This is a genomic window from Pseudoduganella rivuli (genome assembly GCF_009674485.1).
GTDB lineage: Bacteria > Pseudomonadota > Gammaproteobacteria > Burkholderiales > Burkholderiaceae_D > Rugamonas > Rugamonas rivuli_B.
Genome location: NZ_WKJJ01000011.1, coordinates 146322 through 168230 on the forward strand (window position 1 = coordinate 146322; position 21909 = coordinate 168230).

Genomic DNA, 21909 nt, shown 5'->3' on the forward strand with positions numbered 1-21909 from the left:
CTTGCGAAAGGGAGCAGTTGCTTAGTTGTTGCAAGCTGAAATGAAATTTTTGCCGGACCGGGCAAATTTGATCGAGGTCAAGGTAATTTGCGCCGGAAGCGCGCAAACTGTCCTATTTCAGATCAATCCATTCTCCAGCGCATAGCGCGTCAGCTCGGCATTGCTGGCCATGCCCATTTTTTCCAGGATACGGCTGCGGTAAGTGGTCACGGTATTCGGGCTCAGGTGCAAGGTCTCGCCGATCTTCACCAGCGATTCGCCCGCCGCGATCAGCTTGAATACTTCCAGTTCGCGGTTCGACAGCGCTTCCACGCCTTCCGCCCCGGCGCCGCCGATCAGGCTGGCCAGTTTTTCCAGCAGGGCCGGGCTGACGTGCTTGCCGCCCGCCGCGGCCTTGCGCACCGCCATCACCAGGGTCGACGTCGGCGCATCCTTGGTCAGGTAGCCGGCGGCGCCGGCCTTCAGTGCCCGCACCGCATAAATGTCTTCCGAATACGTGCTCAGCATCAGCACCGCCATGCGCGGATAGTCCGAACGCAACTGGCGCAGCAAGTCCAACCCGTTCTTGCCCGGCATCTGGATATCGACCAGCGCCACGTCGAACTCCGCCGCCGCCAGCAACTGCAATGCTTCGGCCGCATTGCCGGCTTCGCCGTCGACGCTGATGCCGTCGGCCGTCCCCAGCATCAGGCGCACGCCATTGCGCGCAATCGCATGGTCGTCGACCAGCAGCACGCGGATAGGCGCGCTCATTGTTGTTCCTCCAGCGGCAATTGCACGCGCAACAGCGTACCGCCCTGTGTTCCGGGCGCAATCTGTAACTCGCCGCCAAAATGACGTACACGTTCCTGCATTCCAATAATCCCCCAGGATGCGCCATTGCGCAGCCGTTCTTCCGTAATACCGACACCGTCATCGGCCACCGTCAGCAGCAGGCGGCCCCCTTCGCGGCGCGCGTCGACCCTGACCGTGCGGGCATGCGCATGCCGCACCACATTGGTCAATCCTTCCTGCACCACGCGGAACAGCATGGTGCTGCAGCCCGCGTCCAGCTCCACTTCCGACACGTCCGGCTCGATGCGGCACGCATGGCGCAGGCCGGAACGCTGGGCCACCTGTTCGGTATGCCATTCCAGCGCCGCCCACAAGCCCAGCTGGTCCAGCACGCTGGGCCGCAAATCCGTGATGACGCGGCGCACCGTGGCGATCGCATCCTGCGCCAGTCCCGACGCTTCCGCCAGCAGCGGGTCGGCGCCGGCGCCGGCGCGCTCGATGGCGACACCGATATACGCCTTGATCCCCGTCAGCAAGCCGCCCAGCTCATCGTGGATCTCCTGCGCAATACGCTTGCGCTCGTCCTCGCGGATCGATTCCTGGTGCGCCGCCAGCGTGCGCAATTCCGCTTCGGCGCGGCGCTTGCCGTCGAGCAGCCGCTGTTCGCGCAGCATGCGCAGGATCGACGCAGGTAATTGCGCCAGGTAACGCCCTTCGCCATCCTTGACCAGATAGTCGCGCGCGCCGCGCCGCATGGCTTCGGCCGCCACCATGGCGCTGTCTGCGCCGGTCAGCATCATGACGGGCGGCCCGTCCGGCGGCAAGCGGGACAGGAATTCCAGCCCGCTCATGTCCGGCAAACCGTAATCGAGCAGGATGCAGTCGGCCTGCCCGCTCCGCGCCAGGCCGAGTCCGTGTTCACCATTGTCGGCCTCCACCAGCGTAAACGCCGCTTCCGGCGCCGCGGCAAAGGTGCGGCGGCACGCCATGCGGTCGACCAGGTCGTCTTCCACGATCAGCACATTGAGGGCGGGACGTTCCGTCATGGCAGTCACGGCATTTCGCTCAGCGTCCAGTACATGTCGATCGAGCGCATCATCTCGACGAAGCGCCGGTAATCGACCGGCTTGGCCATATAGCCGGCCACGCCCAGGTCGAAGCTGCGCACCTTGTCTTCCTGCTCCTCGGACGTCGTCAAGACCACCACCGGGATCCGGCGCAAGCGGTCGTGCTGCTTGGCCTGGCGCAGGAATTCAATGCCGCTCATGATCGGCATGTTCAAGTCGAGCAGGATAATGCACGGCAGATCCGTCTCCGGACGCGACAGCCACTCCAGCGCCGCTTCGCCATTTTCCATGCTGACGACGGGATTGCAGACGTGAATTTCTTTCAGCGCCCGCAAGATGGTCATGATGTCGACCTGGTCGTCCTCGACCAGCAAGATCGATTTATTCGGTTGTTTCATGCTGCTTTCCGGTTTGGCCAGGGGCGCCGCCGGCGGGCAGGGTGAACCAGAACGTACTGCCCTGCCCGATCACCGATTCCACGCCGACACTTCCCTGGTACATTTCCACAATTTTCTTCACCAGCGCCAGTCCAACCCCGGTGCTTTCCACGCGGTCGCGCGGCGCCAGGGTCTGGAACAGCTGGAAGATCCGTTCAAAATGGCGCGCTTCGATCCCCGGGCCGTTATCAGCCACGAAAAAGCGCCAATGGCCGTCCTGCTCCGTACAACCCACGGTGACCTGCCCGTCCGGCTTGTCCATATACTTGATCGCGTTGGAAATCAGGTTATGGAACACTTGCTGCAGGCGTGTCGGTTCCAGCACCAGGGTCGGCATGTCCGGCTGCACCGTCACCTGGATGTTGTGCGGCGGCGCCAGCAAGTCCACCACGTCGGCCAGCATGCGGCTCAACGCAACCGGCACCCGCGCTTCCTTCACCCGGCCCACGCGCGAATACTGAAGGATACCGTCGATCAGCGCCCCCATGCGGTGCACACGGTTGATCAGCAGCCGCATGTGCTCACGGCCTTCTTCGTTGAAATGCTGTGCGTAATCCGTCGCCAGCCAGTCCGCCAGCGAACCGATGCCGCGCAGCGGCGCCTTCAGGTCGTGCGACACCACGTAGGCGAAGTTGGTCAACTCTTCATTGGCGCTGGTCAGCTCCTGCATCAGTTGCCGGTTTTCCTGTTCAGCCTGCTTACGCTGCGAGATATCGCGCACCACGCCGGTAAACATGCGGCGCGTGCCGAGCCACATTTCCGTCACCGTCAACTCCATCGGGAAGATGCTGCCATCCTTGCGCAGGCCTTCCACTTCGCGGCCGATGCCGATGATCTTGCGTTCGCCCGTGGCACGGTAGTGGGCCAGGTAGCCATCGTGGCGTTCACGGTGTCCCGCCGGCATCAGCAGCGAGACATTACGTCCTGCGGCTTCCGCTTCCGGATAGCCGAACAGCGATTCGGCCGCCGGATTGAGGCGCTCGATGATGCCGGCTTCGTCGATGGTGATGATGGCGTCGGCCACCGAGTCGAACACGGCGCGCATGCGCGCCTCGCTTTCCTGCAGCGCTGCTTCGGCCAGCTTGCGGCGCGTGATGTCGTGCACGATGGCCAGCACCAGTGGCGGATCGGCGGACAGCGGCGACAGGCTCACTTCGACGGGAAATTCGCGTCCGTCGCGGTGCACGCCGCTCAGTTCCATGCCCGCGCCCATGGCGCGCGGCCGCGGCTGCTCCACATACGTGTTGCGCAGCGCCGCGTGATGGCCGCGCAGGCTGGTCGGCACCAGCACTTCCACCGGCTGTCCCGGCAGCGTACCGTCGTCATAGCCAAACAGGGTACACAGCGCGGGATTGGCCAGCAATATCTTGCCGGTATGGTCGGCAATCAGCATGGCGTCGCTGGCGGCAGCCAGCAGCCACTCCAGGTTGCGCCCTTCCATGACGAAATTGTCCAACAGTGCTCCTTTGCAATGCGCTTTTTCGCAGAATAGCATGGGGAGCCCCCGACAGTTAAGGACGTATGCGTTAGCAGCCCTTGAAATTGCGTTTTTTGATCTGTATCAATTTTTTTTGAGAGCAACTCCCATAAACTTCCTTCGCATTGCCAATTCGCAACTTCATTCGCGCCCGCGAAGGTCTCTCATGGAAAGCCGAAACCGCTTCATCAAAACCGCCACCATGGCGTACAGCATCGGCGCCAGCGCCTGGATCCTGTTGTCAGACAGCCTGGCCAACACCATCGCCGGTCCCGACGCCGCCGCGACACTGGCCACCATCAAGGGGCTGTTCTTTGTCTGCGCCACCAGCGCGGGGTTCTATTTCGCGCTGCGTGCCGTTCCGCACCACCAGGCGACGGCGCCGATGCTGGGTGTCGCAGGCGCCGCTCTGCATCCGCTGGCCGGCCGCAAGTGGATGCCGTTCGCGTTTGCCGCCATCATCACGCTGGCGGCCGTCCCGCTGCAGCGGTACCTGCCCACGGCTCACCTGATGCTGTTCGTCCCAGGCATTATTGCCAGCGCGGCATTCGGCGGACTGGCTCCCGGCCTGCTCTCCACCGGCCTGGCGACCTTGGCCGCCCTGTACCTGGCGCCGGCGCCCGATCATCCATTGCATATCGGCTTGCTGGTGTTGAGCGGCATGCTGATCAGCCTGTTATGCGGCATCCTGCGCACGTCGCTGCGCGATGCCGAATTGGGACGCCGCTTGCTCGACGGCGTCCTATCCGGCACCACGGACGCTGTCTACATCAAGGATTTGCAAGGTAACTACGTGTATGCAAACCACGCGGCCGCAAGCTTCCTGTCACTGGCGCCCGAACAAATACTGGGCCGCGGCGACGAGGCGCTGTTCCCGGCCCGCGCAGCGGCCTTGCTGCGCGCCCGCGACGCGGCGGTCATGGCCGGCGCCTCCATCCAGAATGCCGAGGAAAGCCTGGCCACACCGCACCAGGGCACGCAGGTTTTCCTGACCACGTGCGGCCCGCTGACCGACACCGAAGGCAACATCCACGGCCTGTTCGGCATCTCCCGCAACATTACCCAGCGCAAGCAGGCGGAAAGCGCGCTGCGCATCAGTGAAGAGCGGCTGCAATCGGTCGTCAACGCCACCAGCGATGGCCTGTGGGACTGGGACCTGGTTGCAGGGACACTGTATTGCACGGAAGGCATATCGCGCCTGTGCGGGCTGGACAAGGCGCCGCTGACATTGCGCCGCCTGCTGCGCGTGATCCACCGCGACGATGCGCCCGCCGTCGTGGCGCAGTTGCGCCAGCACCGCAGCGGCCAGCGCCTGGCCATCGAACTGAATTTCCGGCTGCAACGCGGCGCCGGTGGCGTGGCATGGGTGCGCGCGACCGGACGCGTGGTGGATCAGGTCCAGGATGGCGCCGCGCGCCGCATGGTCGGCACGCTGTCCGATATGACGCAACGGCGCGAACTGGAGCAGATGCAGCGCGACGCCGACACGGTCTTTGCCGGCACCCATGAGGGCATCATGGTGGTCGACGCCAACTTGCGCATCGAGCGGGTCAATCCCGCATTCGAACGCATCACCGGCTACAGCGCGGACGAGGTCATCGGCCACACGCCGGCCCTGCTGGCGTCCGGCCGCCATGGTAAGGCGTTTTACCGGGAACTGTGGAACACACTGCTGCGTGCAGGCTTCTGGCGCGGCGAAATCTGGAATGCGCGGAAAAGCGGCGAAGTGTACCCGGAACTGTTGACCATTTCCGCCGTCATGGATGAACGGGGCAAACCCGACCATTACATCGGCGTCTTTTCCGACATCAGCCATATCAAGGCGCACGCAGCCGAACTGGACCGCGCGGCCAATTTTGATGCGTTGACGGGCCTGCCCAACCGCAGGCTGTTGACGGACCGCTTCGAACACGCGATCCAGCGCGCCAACCGCACGGGCAAGCCGTTGACGGTCTGCGTGCTGGACCTGGATAATTTCAAGGACATCAACCTGTGCTACGGCAAACAGGCGGGCGACCGCCTGCTGGAGACAGTGGCCAATGCGCTGGCCGGCGTGGTGCGCGGCGACGACACGCTGGCGCGCATCGGCGGCGACGAATTCGTCCTGCTGATGTCCGGCATCGGCTCGCCAGAAGAATGCGCGCAGGCGCTCGACCGCGTGATGGCTGCGGCCGCAACGCCGCTGCAGGCCGGACCGGAGCGCATCCAGGTCACCGCCAGCGTGGGTGTGTGCCGCTATCCCGACGACGATGGCGACGCCGACACGCTGCTGCGGCATGCCGAGCAGGCGATGTACCAGGCCAAGGAGGAAGGCCGCGGCTGCTACCAGTTATCCGACCCGGCCAGCGACCGCCTGGCGCAGGCGCACCGGCAAGCGCTGCACCGCCTGCGCCAGGCGCTGGACCAGGAGGAATTCCGCCTGCACTACCAGCCCAAGGTGGACTTGCGCAGCGGCGCCCTGCTGGGGGTCGAAGCGCTGATCCGCTGGCAGCATCCGGAACGGGGATTGCTGGCGCCCGGCGAGTTCCTGCCGCATGTCACCGGCACACCGCTGGAAACCGATATCGGCAACTGGGTGATCCGCACCGCGCTGGCGCAAAGCCATGCGTGGCGCGCCGCCGGCCTGCACCTGCAGGTTGCCGTCAACGTTGGCGCGGCCCAGTTGCTGGCGCCCGGCTTTTGCGACAGCCTGGCCGCCGCGCTGGCCGCCCAGCCGGGCGCCGCACCCGGTGACCTGGAACTGGAAGTCCTGGAAACCGCCGCCATTGCCGACATGGACCTGGCCATGGACGTGCTGGGCGGCTGCCACGCGCTGGGCGTGCATTTTGCGCTGGACGACTTCGGTACGGGCTATTCGTCGCTGACGTATTTGCGCAAGCTACCCGTCGATACGCTCAAGGTGGACCAGAGTTTCGTCCGCAACATGCTGGCCGATCCGGCCGACCACGGCATCGTGGAAGGCGTGGTGCGGCTGGCCCACGCCATGGGCCTGCAAGTGGTGGCGGAAGGCGCGGAAACCGCCGAACATTGCGCGGCGCTGGCCGCGATCGGATGCGAAGTGGCGCAAGGCTATGGTATCGCCCGGCCGATGGCGCCGGAATTGCTGCCGGCATGGGCCGCGGCGCGTGGCAGCGGCGCAATCAATCCGGCGCAAGCCGCCTGAGCTGCGTGGCCGGGCAAGCACCCGGCCGACGCGCTAAACCAGTGGTTCCGCGCACACGCCTTCGGCCAGCGCCGCCAGCCGGGCGCCGTCCTGGATCGTCAGGTGGCGCCCCGTGACGCTGATCCAGCCGGCCTTGCGGAAGCGCGCCAGCAGGCGGCAAATACACTCCATCGTCAACCCCAGGTAGGCGCCGATATCTTCCCGTGACATGCGCAGCTGTAACTGCGCGGCCGGCAAGCCGCGCGCCGCATAGCGCGCACTGAGGCCGACCAGGAACAGCGCCAGCCGCTGCTCGGCGCGCGCATTCCCTAACAGGAACAATGAGGCTTGCTGGCGCTGGATTTCACGGCTGAGCGCACGGTGAAATTGTTCCAGCAGCGACGGCATGGCCGTGACCAGCGCGTGGAAGCGGTCAAAGGGGATTTCGCACACGTCGCACGGCTCCAACGCCACGGCGTCGCACACGTGGCGCCCTTCGGCGATGGCGTCCAGGCCCAGCAAGTCGCCGGCCATGGGAAACCCCGTTACCTGGTTGACGCCGTGCGCGTGGCACAAGGTTTTCAGGTGACCGCTGCGCACCGCATACAGTTGCTGAAAACGGTCCCCGGTGCGGTGCAGGTATTCGCCGCGCGCCAGCCTGCGGCGTCCGCCGACGATTTGTTCGATGCGTGCCATGTCGCACGGCGCCAGGCCTGCGGGCAGGCACAGGCCGTTCATACCGCAATGCGCACATAAAGTGTCGAGAGGGACTTGCGCTGTGGCCGGTTCAACTTGCATGAAAACTGTCCTTTACCAATGCGCCGCCCGTGCGGCGCCACGGTGCCAGTATCGCGCCGCAAGGACCGATGCGCTATCGGTGAAGCCGGGCAGAGTGCTGTAGGGCTTCCCCTACTCCGCTGCCATGCCGATCAGGCGGCGCAGCGTTCGGCGCCTTCGCCGTCGGCGCCGGGGTCGCGGCCCGTGGACAGCGCTTCCAGGCTGTCGCGGTCGACGATGTGGAAGTCGCGGTTGTCGACCTTGATCCAGCCTTGCTTGCGGAAGCGGGCCAGCAGGCGGCTCACGCTTTCGATCGTCAAGCCCAGGTAGCCGCCGATATCCTCGCGCGACATGCGCAGCTGATAGCTGGCCGCCGAGTAGCCGCGCGCCGCATAGCGCGCGCCCAGGTTCAGCAGGAACAGCGCCATGCGCTGGTCGGCGCGCATGCTGCCGCGGAACAGCATGATGGCCTGTTCGCGCTGGATTTCGCGGCCCAGCACGCGGTGGAATTGCTGCATCAGGGCCGGGGTCTGCATCACCAGTTCCTGCAGGCGGCTGAACGGGATTTCGCACACTTCGCTGTCTTCCAGCGCGGTGGCGCTGCAACTGTGCGATCCGGAACCGATGGCGTCCATGCCCAGCAAGTCGCCCGCCATGTGGAAGCCGGTCACCTGCTGTTCGCCGTGGATGTTGACTTGTGCCGTCTTGAAGTGCCCAAGGCGCACCGCATACAGGCTGCCGAACGAGGCGCCCATGCTGAACAATTGTTCGTCGCGGGCCACGCGGCGGCGGCGCGCAATGATCTGGTCAAGGCGCGCCACCTCGCTGTCGGCCAGGCCTTGCGGCAGGCAGAAGCGGTTAAAGCTGCACAAAGTGCAATTGACTTTGGCGGATTTGGCGGACGTTGCGGCGGCGGGGGCAGTCGCGCTGGCGATGGGGATCACGGTGTTCATCTGAAGCTCCTTTATGGCGTGCGTTCACGTCCTCGATGAACGACAGTATCGCCCTCCCCGCCTTGTCACGGTATCGGGCATTGCCAGGAGTTGCTGTAGGGGATCCGTGACATACCCTACCCCAGCTCCACGACGGCCCCGTGCTGCGGCACGTCCACGCTCCAGCCCAGCGTCTCGGCAATGCGCCGCCGCAGCGTGTCGGATGCTTCCGGTTCGCCGTGCGTGACGAACACGCGCCGTGGCTTGCCGCACGCCCCCAGCCAGGCCAGCAATTCGCCCTGGTCCGCGTGGGCCGACAGGTTATCGATTTGCACCACGCGGGCCCGCACCGGCACATATTCGCCATGGATTTTCACTTCCTGCGCGCCGTCCACCAGCGCGGCGCCCCGCGTGCCGCCGGCCTGGAAGCCGGCAAACAGGATCGTATTGCGGCGGTCCGGCGCAAACGCCTTGATGTGGTGCAGCACGCGTCCGCCCGTCGCCATGCCGCTGGCCGCGATGATCACCATCGGCACACGGCGCTGGTTCAGCGCGATGGATTCCGCCGGGGTGTTGACAAACGTGACGGCGCGGCACATGGCGTTGACTTGTTCCGGCGTCAGGCGGTGGTCGTGGCGGTGCTTGCGGTACAGCGCCGTCACGTCGGCCGCCATCGGGCTGTTCAGGTAGATCGGCACCGGCGGAATGTCGCCATGGACTTTCATCCGGTGCAAATAATGCATCAATGCCTGTGCGCGGCCCACTGCAAACGACGGAATCACCGTCACGCCGCCGCGGGCCGCCGTCTCGCAAATGGTGCGTCCCAGCAGCCGGGCGGGATCGGCCGGATCGTGCAGCTTGTCGCCATAGGTCGATTCCACCACGATGTAATCCGCATCGGTGGCGGGTTCGGGCGGGGCCAGCAATGGATCGTTGGGCCGGCCCAGGTCGCCGGAAAAGTGCAGGCGCCGCCCTTCCGCGTCGACCGTCACCCCGGCGGCGCCCAGGATATGGCCGGCGCGCGTCAAATGCACATGGAAGCGCTCGCCGACGGTGAAGCGCTGGTGGAAATCCACCGGCACCAGGTATTCCAGCGCATCGAGCGCATCGGCTTCCGTGTACAGCGGCAGCGCGGGCGCGTGCTTGCTGTAGCCATGGCGGTTGGCGTAGGCCGCCTCTTCTTCCAGCAGGCGTCCGCTATCCGGCAACAGGATGTGGCACAGGTCGCGCGTGGCGGCGCTGCAATAAATGGGACCGCGAAAACCGTCGCGCACCAGCAGCGGCAACGCGCCCGCGTGGTCCAGGTGGGCATGCGTCAGCACCACGGCCGACAAGGTCGCCGGATCGACCGGCTGCGCTTCGCGGTTGCGCAGGCGCAGCGCCTTGTAGCCCTGGAACAGGCCACAGTCGACCAGGATCCGTTCGCCGCCGCTTTCCACCAGGTAGCGCGAACCCGTCACCGTCCCCGCCGCGCCTAAAAATGTGAGTTTCATAGGACCTCCCGTTCCATGGCGCCCACGATAGCGTGATGGAAGCGGCGGGTCACGGGTACGGCTTGACCTGAATCAAATTCCCGCTAAATATTGCGGCAAATCAACGCAGCACCAGCTGGATGGCCAGTCCCGCCGCGGCGCAGCCGGCAATCACGTGGATCACGTTGCGTTTATAACGCAGCAGGGCCACGGCGGCCCCGGCGGCAATCACGGCGGACCACGGGTCGAACCGGCCGCCAAAACCCTGCGGCCACAGCACGTGGTAGCCAAAGAACAGCGCCAGGTTCAGGATCACGCCCACCACGGCGGCGGTAATGGCCGACAGCGGCGCCGTGAACTTGATGTCGCCGTGCGTCGATTCCACCAGCGGGCCACCGGCCAGGATGAACAGGAATGATGGCAGGAACGTGAACCACGTGACCAGCGCGGCGGCCGTGGCGCCGGCGGCAAATTGCGCGTCCGGCCCGAACACGGCCTTCACGTAGCCGCCGACGAAGCCGACGAACGCCACCACCATGATCAGCGGGCCCGGCGTGGTCTCGCCCAGCGCCAGGCCATCGATCATCTGGCGCGGCGTCAGCCAGCCATAGTGTTCGACGGCGCCCTGGTACACGTACGGCAGCACGGCATAGGCGCCGCCAAACGTCAGCAGCGCGGCCTTGGTGAAGAACCAGCCCATTTGCGTCAACGTATGGTTCCAGCCGAACACCGCCGTCAGCGCGCCCATCGGCAACGCCCACAGCGCGGCGCCAGCCGCCAGGATCAGCGCCAGCGTGCGCCAGCGGAAGCGCGCATGGGCCGGCGGCGGCGTGTCGTCATCGATCAGCGCCGCGCCATACGATTTATCGGCGCCGCCATGGCCGCCGCCAATGGCAAACGTGGCGGGCGCCACGCGTCCGCCCACGTAGCCGGCCAGCGCGGCGGCCAGCACGATCAGGGGAAACGGGACGTCGAACGCAAAGATGGCGACAAACGATGCGGCGGCCATCGCCCACAGCGTATTGTTTTTCAGTGCGCGCGAACCGATGCGGTGCGCCGCCTGCACGACGATGGCGGTGACGGCCGGCTTGATGCCGTAAAACAGCCCCGCCACCACGGACACGTCGCCAAACGCGATATACACCCACGACAGCGCGATCAGGATCAGCAGCGACGGCAGCACGAACAGTGCCCCGGCCGCCAAGCCGCCCCACGTGCGGTGCATCAGCCAGCCGATATAGGTGGCCAGTTGCTGCGCCTCGGGGCCCGGCAACACCATGCAGTAATTCAGCGCGTGCAAAAACCGCCGCTCGGAAATCCAGCGCCGGTTTTCCACCAATTCCTGGTGCATGATGGAAATTTGACCGGCCGGACCGCCAAAACTGATGAATCCCAGTTTCAGCCAGAAGGCAAAGGCTTGCCAAAAACTGACCGGCGCGGGCTTGACGTGGGAGGGTTGCATGGAATCCATGTTGAAATCGGGCTGTATTAATCGAAGCGACTGCGCGATTTTACGAAGCGGCCCGCTTGCCGCATAGAATAATTTCAACGTTGCTTATGCGACGAATGCCTTATGAATAGTCATCGACATAACCTTTCCAAAACCACATTATTAATGGCATTGAATCGCTTCCTCCAAGCAACGTACTGCAAGCACCACAAATCACAAAAAAATAGCGCTATCCTGCTTAAAACAGTGGCACACGATTGAATCAAGGCTTTTCGCGGCGCGCAAGAACGCTTACGATGGAGGACTGCCCTCCTTTAACCTGGTGAATAGCTATGCAGCAACAAGAACATTTTCATATCTATGTCCGCACCATGACCGGCGAGCGCCTGGCCTGGACGGAAACCACGACGTCGGATCTGGCGATGGCGGATGAAGCTTATTTGAACCTGATGATGCAACCTGATTTCGAAGGCAGCGATTTTGTCCTGGTGGCCGCATTCGATGAACGGGTATTCTGCGTCTACGATTTTTCTGGAGAACAAGACCAGACTGGCTGGTCGGTGGACTGGCTGCGCAACCGTCCGCTCCATTAACGCACGATCAAAAACAAAGGGCCGGCAATGATTGCCGGCCCTTTGTGCTTTACGCGGTCGACGATGGTTCAGCCCCAGTGCTGGAACTCCACGCCATTGCTCATGACACCCACCAGTTGCGCATAGTTTTCCTTGCTCTCGCTGAAATTGGCCAGCACATTGGCCAGCGAGTCGGCGTGCGAATTGAGGATGTTGACCCAGTAATCATAGCCCGCCTTTTCCGGCGCCCGGTGCAGCACGTTCCAGTACAGGTTGTTGACGAGGTTTTCGTTGGTCGCATTGGCGCCATATTGCGTCTTGAATTCCGCGGAATTGATGAACGCCTGCGACACTTCCGTCAGGCTGGCGCCACGGTCCAGCTGCGCGATCCAGTAGCCCAACCCGCCCTTGTCCGGCACGCGGTTGAATGCCGCCTGGTACAGCCGGTACGCCTGGCCGCCCGCGCCATCGATATCGAGCGCGACGTCGACATCGCCGAAATCCAGCCGCTCCACGTTGACCAGCAAATCGCTGCCTTCCGTGCCCACCTTGTCCGTCACGCGGAAACCGCCACCATCCTTGGCCACCGTATATTCATTACGGTTGCCCAGGTAATACGCGGCATCCGTGCCCCAGCCGCCATCGAGGAAATCATTGCCCCGGCCGCCGAACAGCGAATCGTCGCCGCTCATGCCATACATGTCGTCGTCGCCCGACGTGCCATCCAGCTGGTCGCCACGGGGCGTGCCGCCAAGCACCGCCACCTTGCTGCTGCCCAGGTCTTCCAGGATGCCCAGCGATACTTTTTGCTCGCCGCTGAGCGTCCCCTGCAGCCACGATGCATCGACGTAATAGGTGCCGGAATACGGCGCGACAAAACTGACATGGTCACTGCCGGCCACGCCGCCGCCATCGTCTTCGGCAATGGCCTTGCCATTGGCGTCGAATACCAGCAATAGCGTGGGGTCGAAATAACTGCCGGCCGTCACGGAATAAACGGCGCCCGCTTCGCCATGCCAGCTGAACACGGCATTCTTTGCCGCGCCCGCGTAATCGGCCTGGTACAGCGCCGCATTGTCGAACACCGATGTGACGCCACCGCCGGGGTTATACACGGACAGCGGCAGGCGCGTTGCCGTATTCATTTCATAGTTGGTCAAGCCTGCATACTGTGTCAGGGTGCTGTAGCTCACTGCGCGCCTCCGGTAAAATCAATGTGATGATTGATCTTAATCAGCACCCTGATTTGTGACGGAAACAATTACATTTTGTTTCCGGGGTTACAGAGCCTGACGCTTCACGGCCGCCGCACATGTTCCGTATCGCCAGGCCCGGCAGGCGGCGCCCCTGGCGGCGGTTCCAGCGTGGCGGCGGCCAGCGCCGACGAGGCCGGACCGTGCAGCACGGCGCCCTGCGTGTCGAAACGCGAGCCGTGACACGGGCAATCCCAGCTGCACTCGCCCGCGTTCCAGTGCACCACGCAACCCAGGTGCGTGCAGCGCGCGGACAGCGCGTGCAGTTCGCCGTGCGGATCGCGGTAGACGGCCAGCTTGTGCATGCCCTGCCGCACGATGGCGCCCTGCCCCGGCGCAATTTCCGCGACGGACTCCACTTCGCCCGCCGTTGCCCACTCGCCGTAATACGACAGCGTATTGGCCTGCTCCGCCACGAATTCCGGCAAGCCATGCATGACCTTGCGCGCCGGGTCGTACAAGTCCGCCCAGGCGTGGCGGCGTCCCATGATGAGTTCAGAGACAATCATCGCGCCGATCGTGCCGTGGGTCATGCCGTTGCCGGAATCGCCCGTGATGACGTAGACATTGTCCTGGTCCATGGGATTGCGGCCCAGGTAGGCCGCGCCATCGGCCGGTTCCATGACTTCGCCGGACCAGCGGTACGCCACCTGCTGCGCCATCGGGAAGCGCTGGCGCGCCCACTGTTCGATTTCATCGTAACGGTGCTGCGGATGGTCATCCTGCCCCACCTTGTGGTCGGCGCCGCCCACCAGCAGCAAGTCGTGGTCGGCGCCGGCCGGGGATTCCACGCGCACGTAGTAATACGGGTCGCCCGTGTCCCACAGCAGCACGCGCGGCACCGAACCGCGCGGGATGCGCAACCCCAGCGCGTAGGTGCGGTACGCGGCCTGCTTGGTGTGCATCACGACCACGTTATTGAACGGCGTATTGGTGGCCACCACCACGGCTTCCGCGTAAATGTCGCCCCGGTCGGTGCGCACCACCTGGATATGGCGGTCGCCGTCGACGCCATGGGCCCGCACGCCGCAGTAAATGCGACCGCCGTGCCGCACCAGCGCACTGGCCAGTCCTTCCAGGTAGCGCAACGGGTGGCATTGGGCCTGGTTGTGGTAGCACACGCACGGGCCCGTATCGAAGCTGAGGCCCGGCGCCCGCTCCAGCAATGTCACGTCGGCGCCGGCCCGCTGCGCCGCCTGGTATTCGCGGCCCAGGTCCTGGAAACCTTGTTCCGGCAACGCGTACAGGTAACCATCGACGCGCTCGAACGCGCAATCGATGTGTTCGCTGCGGGCAATCGATTCCACCAGGTTGACCGCTTGTTTGAAACTGTCGGCCACCAGTTTGGCATGGTCCGCGTCGAAGGCGGCCTCGACACCACGGTACCATTCGTCCGGCGGGAAAAAGTGCGCCGTGCTGCGGCCGGTTTCACCGGCGCCAATGCCCAGCGCATCGATCAGCACCACGTGCTTGCCCTCGCGCGCCAGCAAGTACGCCGTCGTGAGCCCGGCGATGCCGGCGCCGATCACGCACACTTGCGTATGCACGTCACCGGAGATCGGCGCGAATTCAGGGATACGGACTGTCGCCAGCCACGGCGACAGCGATACGCCATTGCTTGTGTTCATGGTATCCCCCTCCTGCACATCTGAATGTCCCAGTGTAGGCACATGGCCCGAATTAACGCGCGGAATAGCGGCCGGGCGCGGGTACAATCTCGTCCTTTCAACCTTTGCATCATCGCCTCATGCCCGCCATTACCGATTTCGCCGCCCAGTCGCCCGCCCCTGTCCTTGACCATCCGCGCGCGGAGCGCCGCCAGTCCGGCAACCCGCAGCGCACCACGTGGAACCATTTCACCAACGCCAGCGGCGAAGTCGATGCCGGCATCTGGGCCTGCGAAGTGGGCAGCTGGCGCATCGCCTTCCCCGCCAACAAGGATGAATTCTTTTTCGTCACGGAAGGCCGCTGCCGCCTGATCGACGAACAGGGCCATGCGGTCGAAGCGGGTCCGGGCAATGCGCTGGTGATCCCGGGCGGCTTCCAGGGGGTGTTTGAAGTGCTGGAACCCGTGAAAAAACATTACGTTATCGTCGAACGGAAGGTCTGATAGGAATTTCCCTATCGAGAAATCCATCCAAATTGAATTTATTTATGTTTGACTCAGCCGTTTAATGGCCCCGCAGCCACGGTCGTCTTGTGAGATTGAAAGGTACTCAAACAGAACCTCAAATCGACAACAGGAGCTTTCACCATGCTGAGCCTTCATACCAACTCTGCCACGCTGTCCGCACAAAACTCGATTTCGCGCACCAACAGCCGCCTGTCCAATTCGATGACCCGCCTGGGCACCGGATACCGCGTGAATTCCGCGATGGACGACGCTGCCGGCCTGCAAATCGCGACGCGGCTGCGCGCCCAGACCAGCGGTATGTCGATGGCGATGCGCAATACGCAAAACTCGATTTCCATGATCCAGACAGCCGACGGCGCGCTGGATGAAACCACGGCGATCCTGGTGCGCATGAAAGACCTGGCCACGCAGGCGGCCGACGGTTCCGCCACCGATCCTGACCGCACCGCGATGCAGTCGGAATACGATGCGCTGACGGACGAACTGACCAACATCGTCAGCAACACGTCGTTTGGCGGCACCACCCTGCTGTCCAGCAAAGCCGACAGCAAATTCCTGGTCGCCATCAACTTCCAGATCGGCTCGGCGGAAACCGAAGTCATGACGCAAGACTTGTCGGCCCAGCTGGCCACCATGCACACCAACCTGACCGCCACCAACAGCGGCCACGTGTTCTCGGCGGACGGCACCGTCGGCGCCGGTGCCGGCACGGCGATCGCCACGGCCGACAGCGCCAACGACATGATCACCGCCCTCAACACCGGCATCGAATCCGTGTCGAACGTGCGCTCATCGCTGGGCGCCGCCGCCAACCGCCTGGACCACGTGTACCAAAACTTGTCCAACATGGTCAACAACACGAAAAACGCATCCGGCCGCATCATGGATGTCGACTTCGCCGACGAGAGCGCAACCATGATGTCGAGCCAGATGTTGCTGCAAGCCGGGACGGCCATGCTCAAGCAGAGCAACAGCCAGTCGTCGCTGGTGCTGTCGCTGCTGCAATAAGGTCTGCTTTCCCCTCAATGACGGGCGCACGGGTTGCGCCCGTTTTTTATTGGCAAAAAACCCACAAAAATCCGCGCAATCGTGCGATGCTCACGCTATGGCGTACTCTACAGTAGCGCCACCTGTTTTAATAAAACCCATAGAGGCAGACACCGAATGAAAACCACTCTCTTGCGCAGCGCCGCGATGCTGATGCTGCTGGGCGGCGCCGTGGCGCACGCACAGGACTATCCAACCAAGACCATCACCATGGTGGTGCCGTTCGCGGCCGGCGGCCCGACCGATACCGTGGCGCGCCTGGTCGCGCAATCGATGAGCGCAAAACTCAAGCAGACCATCATCGTGGAAAACGTCGGCGGCGCTGGCGGCACGATCGGCGCGGCGCGCGTGGCCAAGGCCGCGCCGGACGGCTACACGGTGCTGCTGCACCACATCGGCCACTCGACCGCCCCGGCGCTGTACCGCAAGCTCACCTATAACGCCATCGACAGTTTCGAGCCGGTCGGCCTGGTGACCGACGTGCCGATGACCCTGGTTGCCCGCAAGGATTTCCCCGCCAAGGACTTCAAGGAATTCCTGGCCTACGTGAAAGCCAACAAGGCCAAGGTGACGTATGCGAATGCCGGCATCGGTTCCGCGTCCCACCTGTGCGGCATGCTGTTCATGACGGCGATTGCCACGGACCTGACCACCGTGCCATACAAGGGCACGGGCCCGGCCATGAACGATTTGCTGGGCGGCCAGGTCGACTTCATGTGCGACCAGACCACCAACACCACCAGCCAGATCAAGGGCGGCAAGATCAAGGCCTATGGCGTGACCACCAAGGCCCGCCTGCCGAACATGCCGGATTTGCCGACCCTGAATGAAGCGGGTTTGCCGAACTTTGAAGTGGCCGTGTGGCACGGGCTGTATGCGCCGAAGGGCACGCCGAAGCCGGTGATCGATGCGCTGTCCGGCGCGTTGCAGGTGGCGCTGAAAGACCCGGCCGTGAAACAGCGCTTTGCCGACCTGGGCACGGAACCGGTGGCCGAAGCCCGCGCCAAACCGGAAGCGCTGCGCGCGCACCTGAAGTCGGAAATCGACCGCTGGGGCCCGATCATCGCCAAGGCCGGCGCTTATGCAGATTAAATACGCAGACTGAATACGCCAGCTGAACAACGCGGTAAGCGACGGCGGGCGCGACTGTCAAGCCCGTCGCCGGTTTATAACAATAACGGGGAGACAGTATCGTGCCGACATTCATCCGCCACCCCAAGGACTTTTGGGCGGGCATTATTTTCATTTTCTTTGGCCTGGCCGCCGTCGTGATCGGCCAGGACTATCCAATGGGAACCGCCGGACGCATGGGACCGGCCTACTTCCCCACCATCCTGGGCGGGCTGCTGGCGCTGATCGGCGTGGCGTCCGTGGTCCGTTCACTGCTGCGGGCCGGCGAAGCCATCGGCACTTTTCACTTGAAAAGCCTGCTGCTGATCCTGGCGGCCGTCGTGCTGTTCGGCGTCCTGATGCGGGGCGCGGGGCTGGCGCCGGCCATCGTCGTGCTGGTGGTCTTGAGCGCCTATGCCAGCCCCAGCTTCAAACTGGGGCACAGCTTGCTGATCGCCGTGGGACTGGCCGCGTTCAGCGCGCTGCTGTTCGTCAAACTGCTGGGCTTGCCAATGCCCATCTTCGGCCCATGGCTGGGAGGCTGACATGGAAATCTTTGCCAATCTCGCGCTGGGCCTGGACACGGCTTTCACGCTGACCAATCTGATGTATTGCCTGATCGGCGTGTTTGTCGGCACGGCGGTCGGCGTGCTGCCCGGCCTCGGTCCGGTCGCCACGATCGCCATGCTGCTGCCCGCCACGTTCGGGCTGCCGCCCATCTCGTCGCTGATCATGCTGGCGGGAATTTATTACGGCGCCCAGTACGGCGGTTCCACCACGGCCATCCTCGTCAACTTGCCGGGCGAATCATCGTCGGTGGTGACGGCCATCGATGGCTACCAGATGGCGCGCCAGGGTCATGCCGGCAAGGCCCTGGCGACGGCCGCGCTGGGTTCGTTCTTTGCGGGCACGGTGGCCACCATCCTGCTGGCGCTGTTTGCGCCGCCGCTGGCGGAACTGGCGCTGAAATTCGGCCCGGCCGAATATTTCTCGCTGATGGTGCTGGGGCTGGTGGCGTCCGTCGTGCTGGCCAGCGGCTCGCTGCTGAAAGCCATCGGCATGGTGATCCTGGGCCTGCTGCTGGGACTGGTCGGCACCGACGTGAATTCCGGCGCCGCCCGCTACACGTTCGACATGCCGCAACTGGCGGACGGCATCAACTTCGTCATTGTCGCCATGGGCATGTTCGGCATCGGCGAAATCATCCGTAACCTGGAACACGACGAATCGCGCAGCCTGATCATGAAAAAAGTGTCGGGGCTGATGCTGACCAGGGAAGACTTCAAGCGCATCATCGCGCCGGTGCTGCGCGGCACGCTGCTGGGGTCGGCGCTGGGCATCCTGCCGGGCGGCGGCGCCATGCTGGCGTCGTTCGCGTCGTATTCGGTGGAGAAAAAAGTCTCGAAGAACGCGGCGCAATTCGGCAAGGGTGCAATTGAAGGCGTGGCGGCGCCGGAATCGGCCAACAATGCCGGCGCGCAAACGTCGTTCATTCCCATGCTGACGCTCGGCATCCCGTCGAACCCCGTGATGGCGCTGATGATCGGCGCCATGATCATCCAGGGCATCCAGCCGGGTCCGGCCGTGATGACGGAGCAGCCCGCGCTGTTCTGGGGCTTGATCGTGTCGATGTGGATCGGCAACCTGTTCCTCGTGATCCTGAACTTGCCGATGATCGGCCTGTGGGTGCGGATGATCATGGTGCCCTACCACTTGCTGTACCCGGGCATCCTGATGTTTTGCGCGATCGGCGTGTTCAGCCTGAACAATGCGGAATTCGACGTGTGGCTGATGGCGCTGTTCGGCCTGTTCGGCTATGCCTGCGCCAAGCTGGACCTGGAACCGGCCCCCATGCTGCTGGGCTTTATCATCGGCCCGATGATGGAGGAATACCTGCGCCGCGCCCTGCTGCTGTCGCACAGCGACCCGACCGTGTTCGTCACCCGCCCCATCAGCGCCACCATGCTGGTGCTGGCGGCCGCGGCGCTGTGCGTGGTGCTGTCGCCTTCACTGCGCAAAAAGCGCGAAGAAGCGTTCCACGAGGACGACTAACCGCAACCGGACGGGCTTTCACAACACCGGCTTGCCTGCATTGCGTTGCCGTGTGGGCTTGCGGTGACGCACGTAGGGCGGCTTTTACAAAGCCGCCTGCCTGCATTGCGTTGCCGTATGAGCTTGTGGTGAACTCAAAAGCGGTAGGAAGCCCGCAACGTCGCGTTGATGCGCTCGTCCGGTATCCCGCCCACCGATCCCAGCGGCGACGGTTGCCGGTTATCGCGGTTGAACAGGTTGCGCACCACGAACGTCAGCGCCAGCTGTTTCGAATACTGGTGGCTGTACGTCACGTCGGTGCGCGCATAGCGCGGCAAGTGCGTGGGTTTAAATATATCGCCAGAAGGGATGTCGTCAAACCCGGCCATCCAGCGCTGCGCAATGCTGATCTGCCCCGCCCCGTCCGCCACGCTGCGGGCCAGCGACGCCGTGGCCGACGTGCGCGGGAAAATGTTGTAGTGCGCGCCGCTGACGGCGTTGCGGCTGCTGACCCAGGCGCCGCCCAGCCCGAACTGCCACGGCCCTTCGCGCAGCGTGAAATCGCCGCTGGCGCCATGGGCACGGTTGCTCTCGACATTCTGGAACTGGTTGATGCGCAAATCCTGCCGGAACACGATGGCAATCCCCTCTTTCCACGAGGAGCGGAACAGGCTGCCCTGCCACAACGCATTGCCCTGCTGGTGCTGCGCCACCAGCTCCGTGGTATCGATGGTTTCCGGCTTCAGGTTGGAATTGCCCAGCACGGTATTGATATTGCCGTTGCGCTCGGCCGCGGACGGCGCGCGGAACGCCTGGCCATACAGCAGCTTGATAGCGCTGGCCTCGGCCGGCTGGTAAATCAGGCCGGCGCGGGGCGATGTATGGCGCCCGAAGTCGGAATAGTCGTCCAACCGCGCGCCGTACACGGCGCGCCACGATTGCGCCAGCCGCGAATTGAATTCCAGCGTCGCGCTCCGTACATCGCGCACGCTGCCGGACGACAAATTGGGCGTCGTGCTGATGAACGCGCCGGCCAGGCTGTGCACGGTGGTGTGCACGTCGCGCACATTGAGGCGTTCGGCGCCCAGCGCCAGCGCCCAGCCGGTACGCCACGCGGGCAGGTTGTCGCGGTAGATCGCCTGCAAGCCGATGCGGTCCTGGCGGCTGGCCAGGTCGCGCTGCACGGTCGTGCCGCCCGACTGCAACCGGTTCGCCAGCGAATTATCGATCCACCAGCCATAGGCTTTGACTTCCAGCGACGCATCTTCTCCCAGTTGCCGCGTGCCGCCCGCCTGCAGCATGGCGAAGCGGGTATCGACGCCGCCCAGGTCTTGCGCCCCGGCCAGCCGCGAGCCCAGTCCCTGGAAATTGTCCGAACCGTAGCGGTGCAGGTACAGGCCGCCCTGCCACGTCCAGCCGCCCAGGCGCGCCAGCGACGCCTTCACCACGGCGGTCTGCGCCATGAAACTGTTGTCGCGTTCCACCACGATCGGAGCGCCGCCCGCCGGATTCGGGCGCGTGGCGCTCATGTGCTGGTCGCCCTGCCCGTTGGCGGCGAACGCCATGCTCCAGTGGCCGTCCGGTCCCAGCGGTTGCGTATTGCGCAGCGCCGCCTCGTAATAGCCGCCATTGCCCAGGGTCGCGCTGCCTTCCGTGCCCGTCTCATCGGCCCCATGCGTGCGCAGCGCCAGCACGCCGTGGAACGCATCGCTGCCATACAGGGCCGAACCCGGCCCCTGGATCAACTGCATTTGCGACAGCACACCCAGGTTAATGGCGGGCATGCTGTATTGCGGCGACGAGCGGTACAGGTCCGTCAACGGCACGCCATCGAGCATCACGGCCGCACCGGTGAACGACGTCAGGCGCGCATAGCCGCGGATCGCCAGCATGGCGTTGCCATTGGTATGCGGCATCACGAACACGCCCGGGATATCGCCCAGCGCATCATAAGTGCGGCGCGCGCCGCTGCGCTCCCAGTCGCGCGGCGAGCGCACCGTGACGGTGGACGCCGTGGACAGCCAGGTGGCCGGCAGCAACGACGTGGCACTGACATCGAGCTTGCCCAGGTCTTCGAACGACATCGACGTCAGGTCGACGTCCGGCTGTTCCGCATGGGCGCACGGCCCGAACATCAGCGGGATGGCGATCAGCCTGCGCATGGGAATACCTTGTGACGAGTCATGGGGAACAGAAACATTGTCGTTCCCGCAGTTTACTATGATGCATTGAGT

The 21909-nt window shown here is 64.2% G+C and carries 18 protein-coding genes; 7 read left to right on the forward strand and 11 right to left on the reverse strand.

Annotation, left to right across the window (positions count from 1 at the left end; translation table 11 throughout):
- Positions 1–117: 117 nt before the first annotated feature.
- From GJ700_RS18455 to GJ700_RS18470, 4 genes are read right to left on the reverse strand one after another with little or no spacing between them, the layout of a single operon-like run.
- Entirely contained in the window at positions 118–753 is a 636-nt protein-coding gene (locus tag GJ700_RS18455) for a response regulator (RefSeq protein ID WP_154376526.1), read from the reverse strand.
- Positions 750–1820 carry a hybrid sensor histidine kinase/response regulator gene (locus tag GJ700_RS18460; protein WP_154376747.1) on the reverse strand — a complete coding sequence of 357 codons (1071 nt, stop codon included), beginning with the start codon at positions 1818–1820 and terminating at the stop codon, positions 750–752. Before GJ700_RS18460 ends, GJ700_RS18455 begins: the two co-directional genes overlap by 4 nt.
- A gap of 5 nt (positions 1821–1825) precedes the next feature.
- Positions 1826–2239: a response regulator gene (locus GJ700_RS18465; protein WP_154376528.1), complete on the reverse strand. Its 414-nt coding sequence runs from the start codon at positions 2237–2239 to the stop codon at positions 1826–1828.
- Complete coding sequence (locus tag GJ700_RS18470) at positions 2223–3734, reverse strand: sensor histidine kinase (protein WP_229507090.1); 1512 nt, start codon at positions 3732–3734, stop codon at positions 2223–2225. Before GJ700_RS18470 ends, GJ700_RS18465 begins: the two co-directional genes overlap by 17 nt.
- 187 nt (positions 3735–3921) lie before the next feature.
- Here GJ700_RS18470 and GJ700_RS18475 point away from each other — a divergent pair, with 187 nt between their 5' ends.
- Positions 3922–6918: an EAL domain-containing protein gene (locus GJ700_RS18475; RefSeq protein ID WP_195763932.1), complete on the forward strand. Its 2997-nt coding sequence runs from the start codon at positions 3922–3924 to the stop codon at positions 6916–6918.
- Positions 6919–6951: 33 nt separating this feature from the next.
- On the opposite strand, the gene GJ700_RS18480 is transcribed toward GJ700_RS18475, so the two are convergent.
- From GJ700_RS18480 to chrA, 4 genes are all read right to left on the reverse strand, one after another.
- Positions 6952–7635, reverse strand: a complete 684-nt coding sequence (locus GJ700_RS18480) for a helix-turn-helix domain-containing protein (RefSeq protein ID WP_154376532.1) — start codon at positions 7633–7635, stop codon at positions 6952–6954.
- A gap of 191 nt (positions 7636–7826) precedes the next feature.
- Positions 7827–8627, reverse strand: a complete 801-nt coding sequence (gene fnr, locus GJ700_RS18485; RefSeq protein WP_154376534.1) for a fumarate/nitrate reduction transcriptional regulator Fnr — start codon at positions 8625–8627, stop codon at positions 7827–7829.
- A 116-nt stretch (positions 8628–8743) separates the two neighbouring features.
- Positions 8744–10099, reverse strand: coding sequence for an MBL fold metallo-hydrolase RNA specificity domain-containing protein (locus GJ700_RS18490; protein WP_154376536.1), 1356 nt, complete (start codon positions 10097–10099; stop codon positions 8744–8746).
- A 100-nt stretch (positions 10100–10199) separates the two neighbouring features.
- Positions 10200–11540 (reverse strand): chromate efflux transporter, encoded by a 1341-nt coding sequence (chrA, locus tag GJ700_RS18495; RefSeq protein WP_229507091.1) that lies wholly within the window; start codon positions 11538–11540, stop codon positions 10200–10202.
- Between the two features lie 320 nt (positions 11541–11860).
- Here chrA and GJ700_RS18500 point away from each other — a divergent pair, with 320 nt between their 5' ends.
- Positions 11861–12121, forward strand: a complete 261-nt coding sequence (locus GJ700_RS18500) for a hypothetical protein (protein ID WP_154376540.1) — start codon at positions 11861–11863, stop codon at positions 12119–12121.
- A 68-nt stretch (positions 12122–12189) separates the two neighbouring features.
- On the opposite strand, the gene GJ700_RS35900 is transcribed toward GJ700_RS18500, so the two are convergent.
- The gene (locus GJ700_RS35900; protein WP_154376542.1) at positions 12190–13293 is read right to left on the reverse strand and encodes a DUF4214 domain-containing protein; all 1104 of its coding nucleotides are present in this window, start codon (positions 13291–13293) and stop codon (positions 12190–12192) included.
- A 104-nt stretch (positions 13294–13397) separates the two neighbouring features.
- Positions 13398–14981, reverse strand: a complete 1584-nt coding sequence (locus GJ700_RS18510) for an FAD-dependent oxidoreductase (protein ID WP_154376544.1) — start codon at positions 14979–14981, stop codon at positions 13398–13400.
- A gap of 119 nt (positions 14982–15100) precedes the next feature.
- On the opposite strand from GJ700_RS18510, the gene GJ700_RS18515 reads away from it, so the two are divergent.
- The 5 genes from GJ700_RS18515 to GJ700_RS18535 all read left to right on the forward strand — a co-directional run bounded on the left by GJ700_RS18515 (position 15101) and on the right by GJ700_RS18535 (position 19696).
- Positions 15101–15463, forward strand: coding sequence for a cupin domain-containing protein (locus tag GJ700_RS18515; RefSeq protein ID WP_154376546.1), 363 nt, complete (start codon positions 15101–15103; stop codon positions 15461–15463).
- A 144-nt stretch (positions 15464–15607) separates the two neighbouring features.
- Positions 15608–16495 (forward strand): flagellin N-terminal helical domain-containing protein, encoded by an 888-nt coding sequence (locus GJ700_RS18520; RefSeq protein WP_154376548.1) that lies wholly within the window; start codon positions 15608–15610, stop codon positions 16493–16495.
- Positions 16496–16651: 156 nt separating this feature from the next.
- On the forward strand, positions 16652–17626 hold the full coding sequence (locus GJ700_RS18525) for a tripartite tricarboxylate transporter substrate binding protein BugD (protein WP_154376550.1): 975 nt from the start codon (positions 16652–16654) through the stop codon (positions 17624–17626).
- 101 nt (positions 17627–17727) lie between these two features.
- Positions 17728–18189, forward strand: coding sequence for a tripartite tricarboxylate transporter TctB family protein (locus GJ700_RS18530; protein WP_371868026.1), 462 nt, complete (start codon positions 17728–17730; stop codon positions 18187–18189).
- A gap of 1 nt (position 18190) precedes the next feature.
- Entirely contained in the window at positions 18191–19696 is a 1506-nt protein-coding gene (locus GJ700_RS18535; RefSeq protein WP_154376552.1) for a tripartite tricarboxylate transporter permease, read from the forward strand.
- A gap of 134 nt (positions 19697–19830) precedes the next feature.
- On the opposite strand, the gene GJ700_RS18540 is transcribed toward GJ700_RS18535, so the two are convergent.
- Entirely contained in the window at positions 19831–21837 is a 2007-nt protein-coding gene (locus tag GJ700_RS18540; protein WP_195763933.1) for a TonB-dependent receptor plug domain-containing protein, read from the reverse strand.
- Positions 21838–21909 lie beyond the last annotated feature (72 nt).

Coding starts and splice junctions, on each gene's coding strand:
- GJ700_RS18525 (WP_154376550.1), top strand. CDS start 16,652: ATGAAAACCACTCTCTTGCGCAGCGCCGCGATGCTGATGCTGCTGGGC.
- chrA (WP_229507091.1), bottom strand. CDS start 11,540: ATGCAACCCTCCCACGTCAAGCCCGCGCCGGTCAGTTTTTGGCAAGCC.
- GJ700_RS18460 (WP_154376747.1), bottom strand. CDS start 1,820: ATGACGGAACGTCCCGCCCTCAATGTGCTGATCGTGGAAGACGACCTG.
- GJ700_RS18465 (WP_154376528.1), bottom strand. CDS start 2,239: ATGAAACAACCGAATAAATCGATCTTGCTGGTCGAGGACGACCAGGTC.
- GJ700_RS18535 (WP_154376552.1), top strand. CDS start 18,191: ATGGAAATCTTTGCCAATCTCGCGCTGGGCCTGGACACGGCTTTCACG.
- GJ700_RS18510 (WP_154376544.1), bottom strand. CDS start 14,981: ATGAACACAAGCAATGGCGTATCGCTGTCGCCGTGGCTGGCGACAGTC.
- GJ700_RS18540 (WP_195763933.1), bottom strand. CDS start 21,837: ATGCGCAGGCTGATCGCCATCCCGCTGATGTTCGGGCCGTGCGCCCAT.
- GJ700_RS18480 (WP_154376532.1), bottom strand. CDS start 7,635: ATGAACGGCCTGTGCCTGCCCGCAGGCCTGGCGCCGTGCGACATGGCA.
- GJ700_RS18515 (WP_154376546.1), top strand. CDS start 15,101: ATGCCCGCCATTACCGATTTCGCCGCCCAGTCGCCCGCCCCTGTCCTT.
- GJ700_RS18490 (WP_154376536.1), bottom strand. CDS start 10,099: ATGAAACTCACATTTTTAGGCGCGGCGGGGACGGTGACGGGTTCGCGC.
- GJ700_RS18500 (WP_154376540.1), top strand. CDS start 11,861: ATGCAGCAACAAGAACATTTTCATATCTATGTCCGCACCATGACCGGC.
- GJ700_RS18455 (WP_154376526.1), bottom strand. CDS start 753: ATGAGCGCGCCTATCCGCGTGCTGCTGGTCGACGACCATGCGATTGCG.
- fnr (WP_154376534.1), bottom strand. CDS start 8,627: ATGAACACCGTGATCCCCATCGCCAGCGCGACTGCCCCCGCCGCCGCA.
- GJ700_RS18520 (WP_154376548.1), top strand. CDS start 15,608: ATGCTGAGCCTTCATACCAACTCTGCCACGCTGTCCGCACAAAACTCG.
- GJ700_RS18475 (WP_195763932.1), top strand. CDS start 3,922: ATGGAAAGCCGAAACCGCTTCATCAAAACCGCCACCATGGCGTACAGC.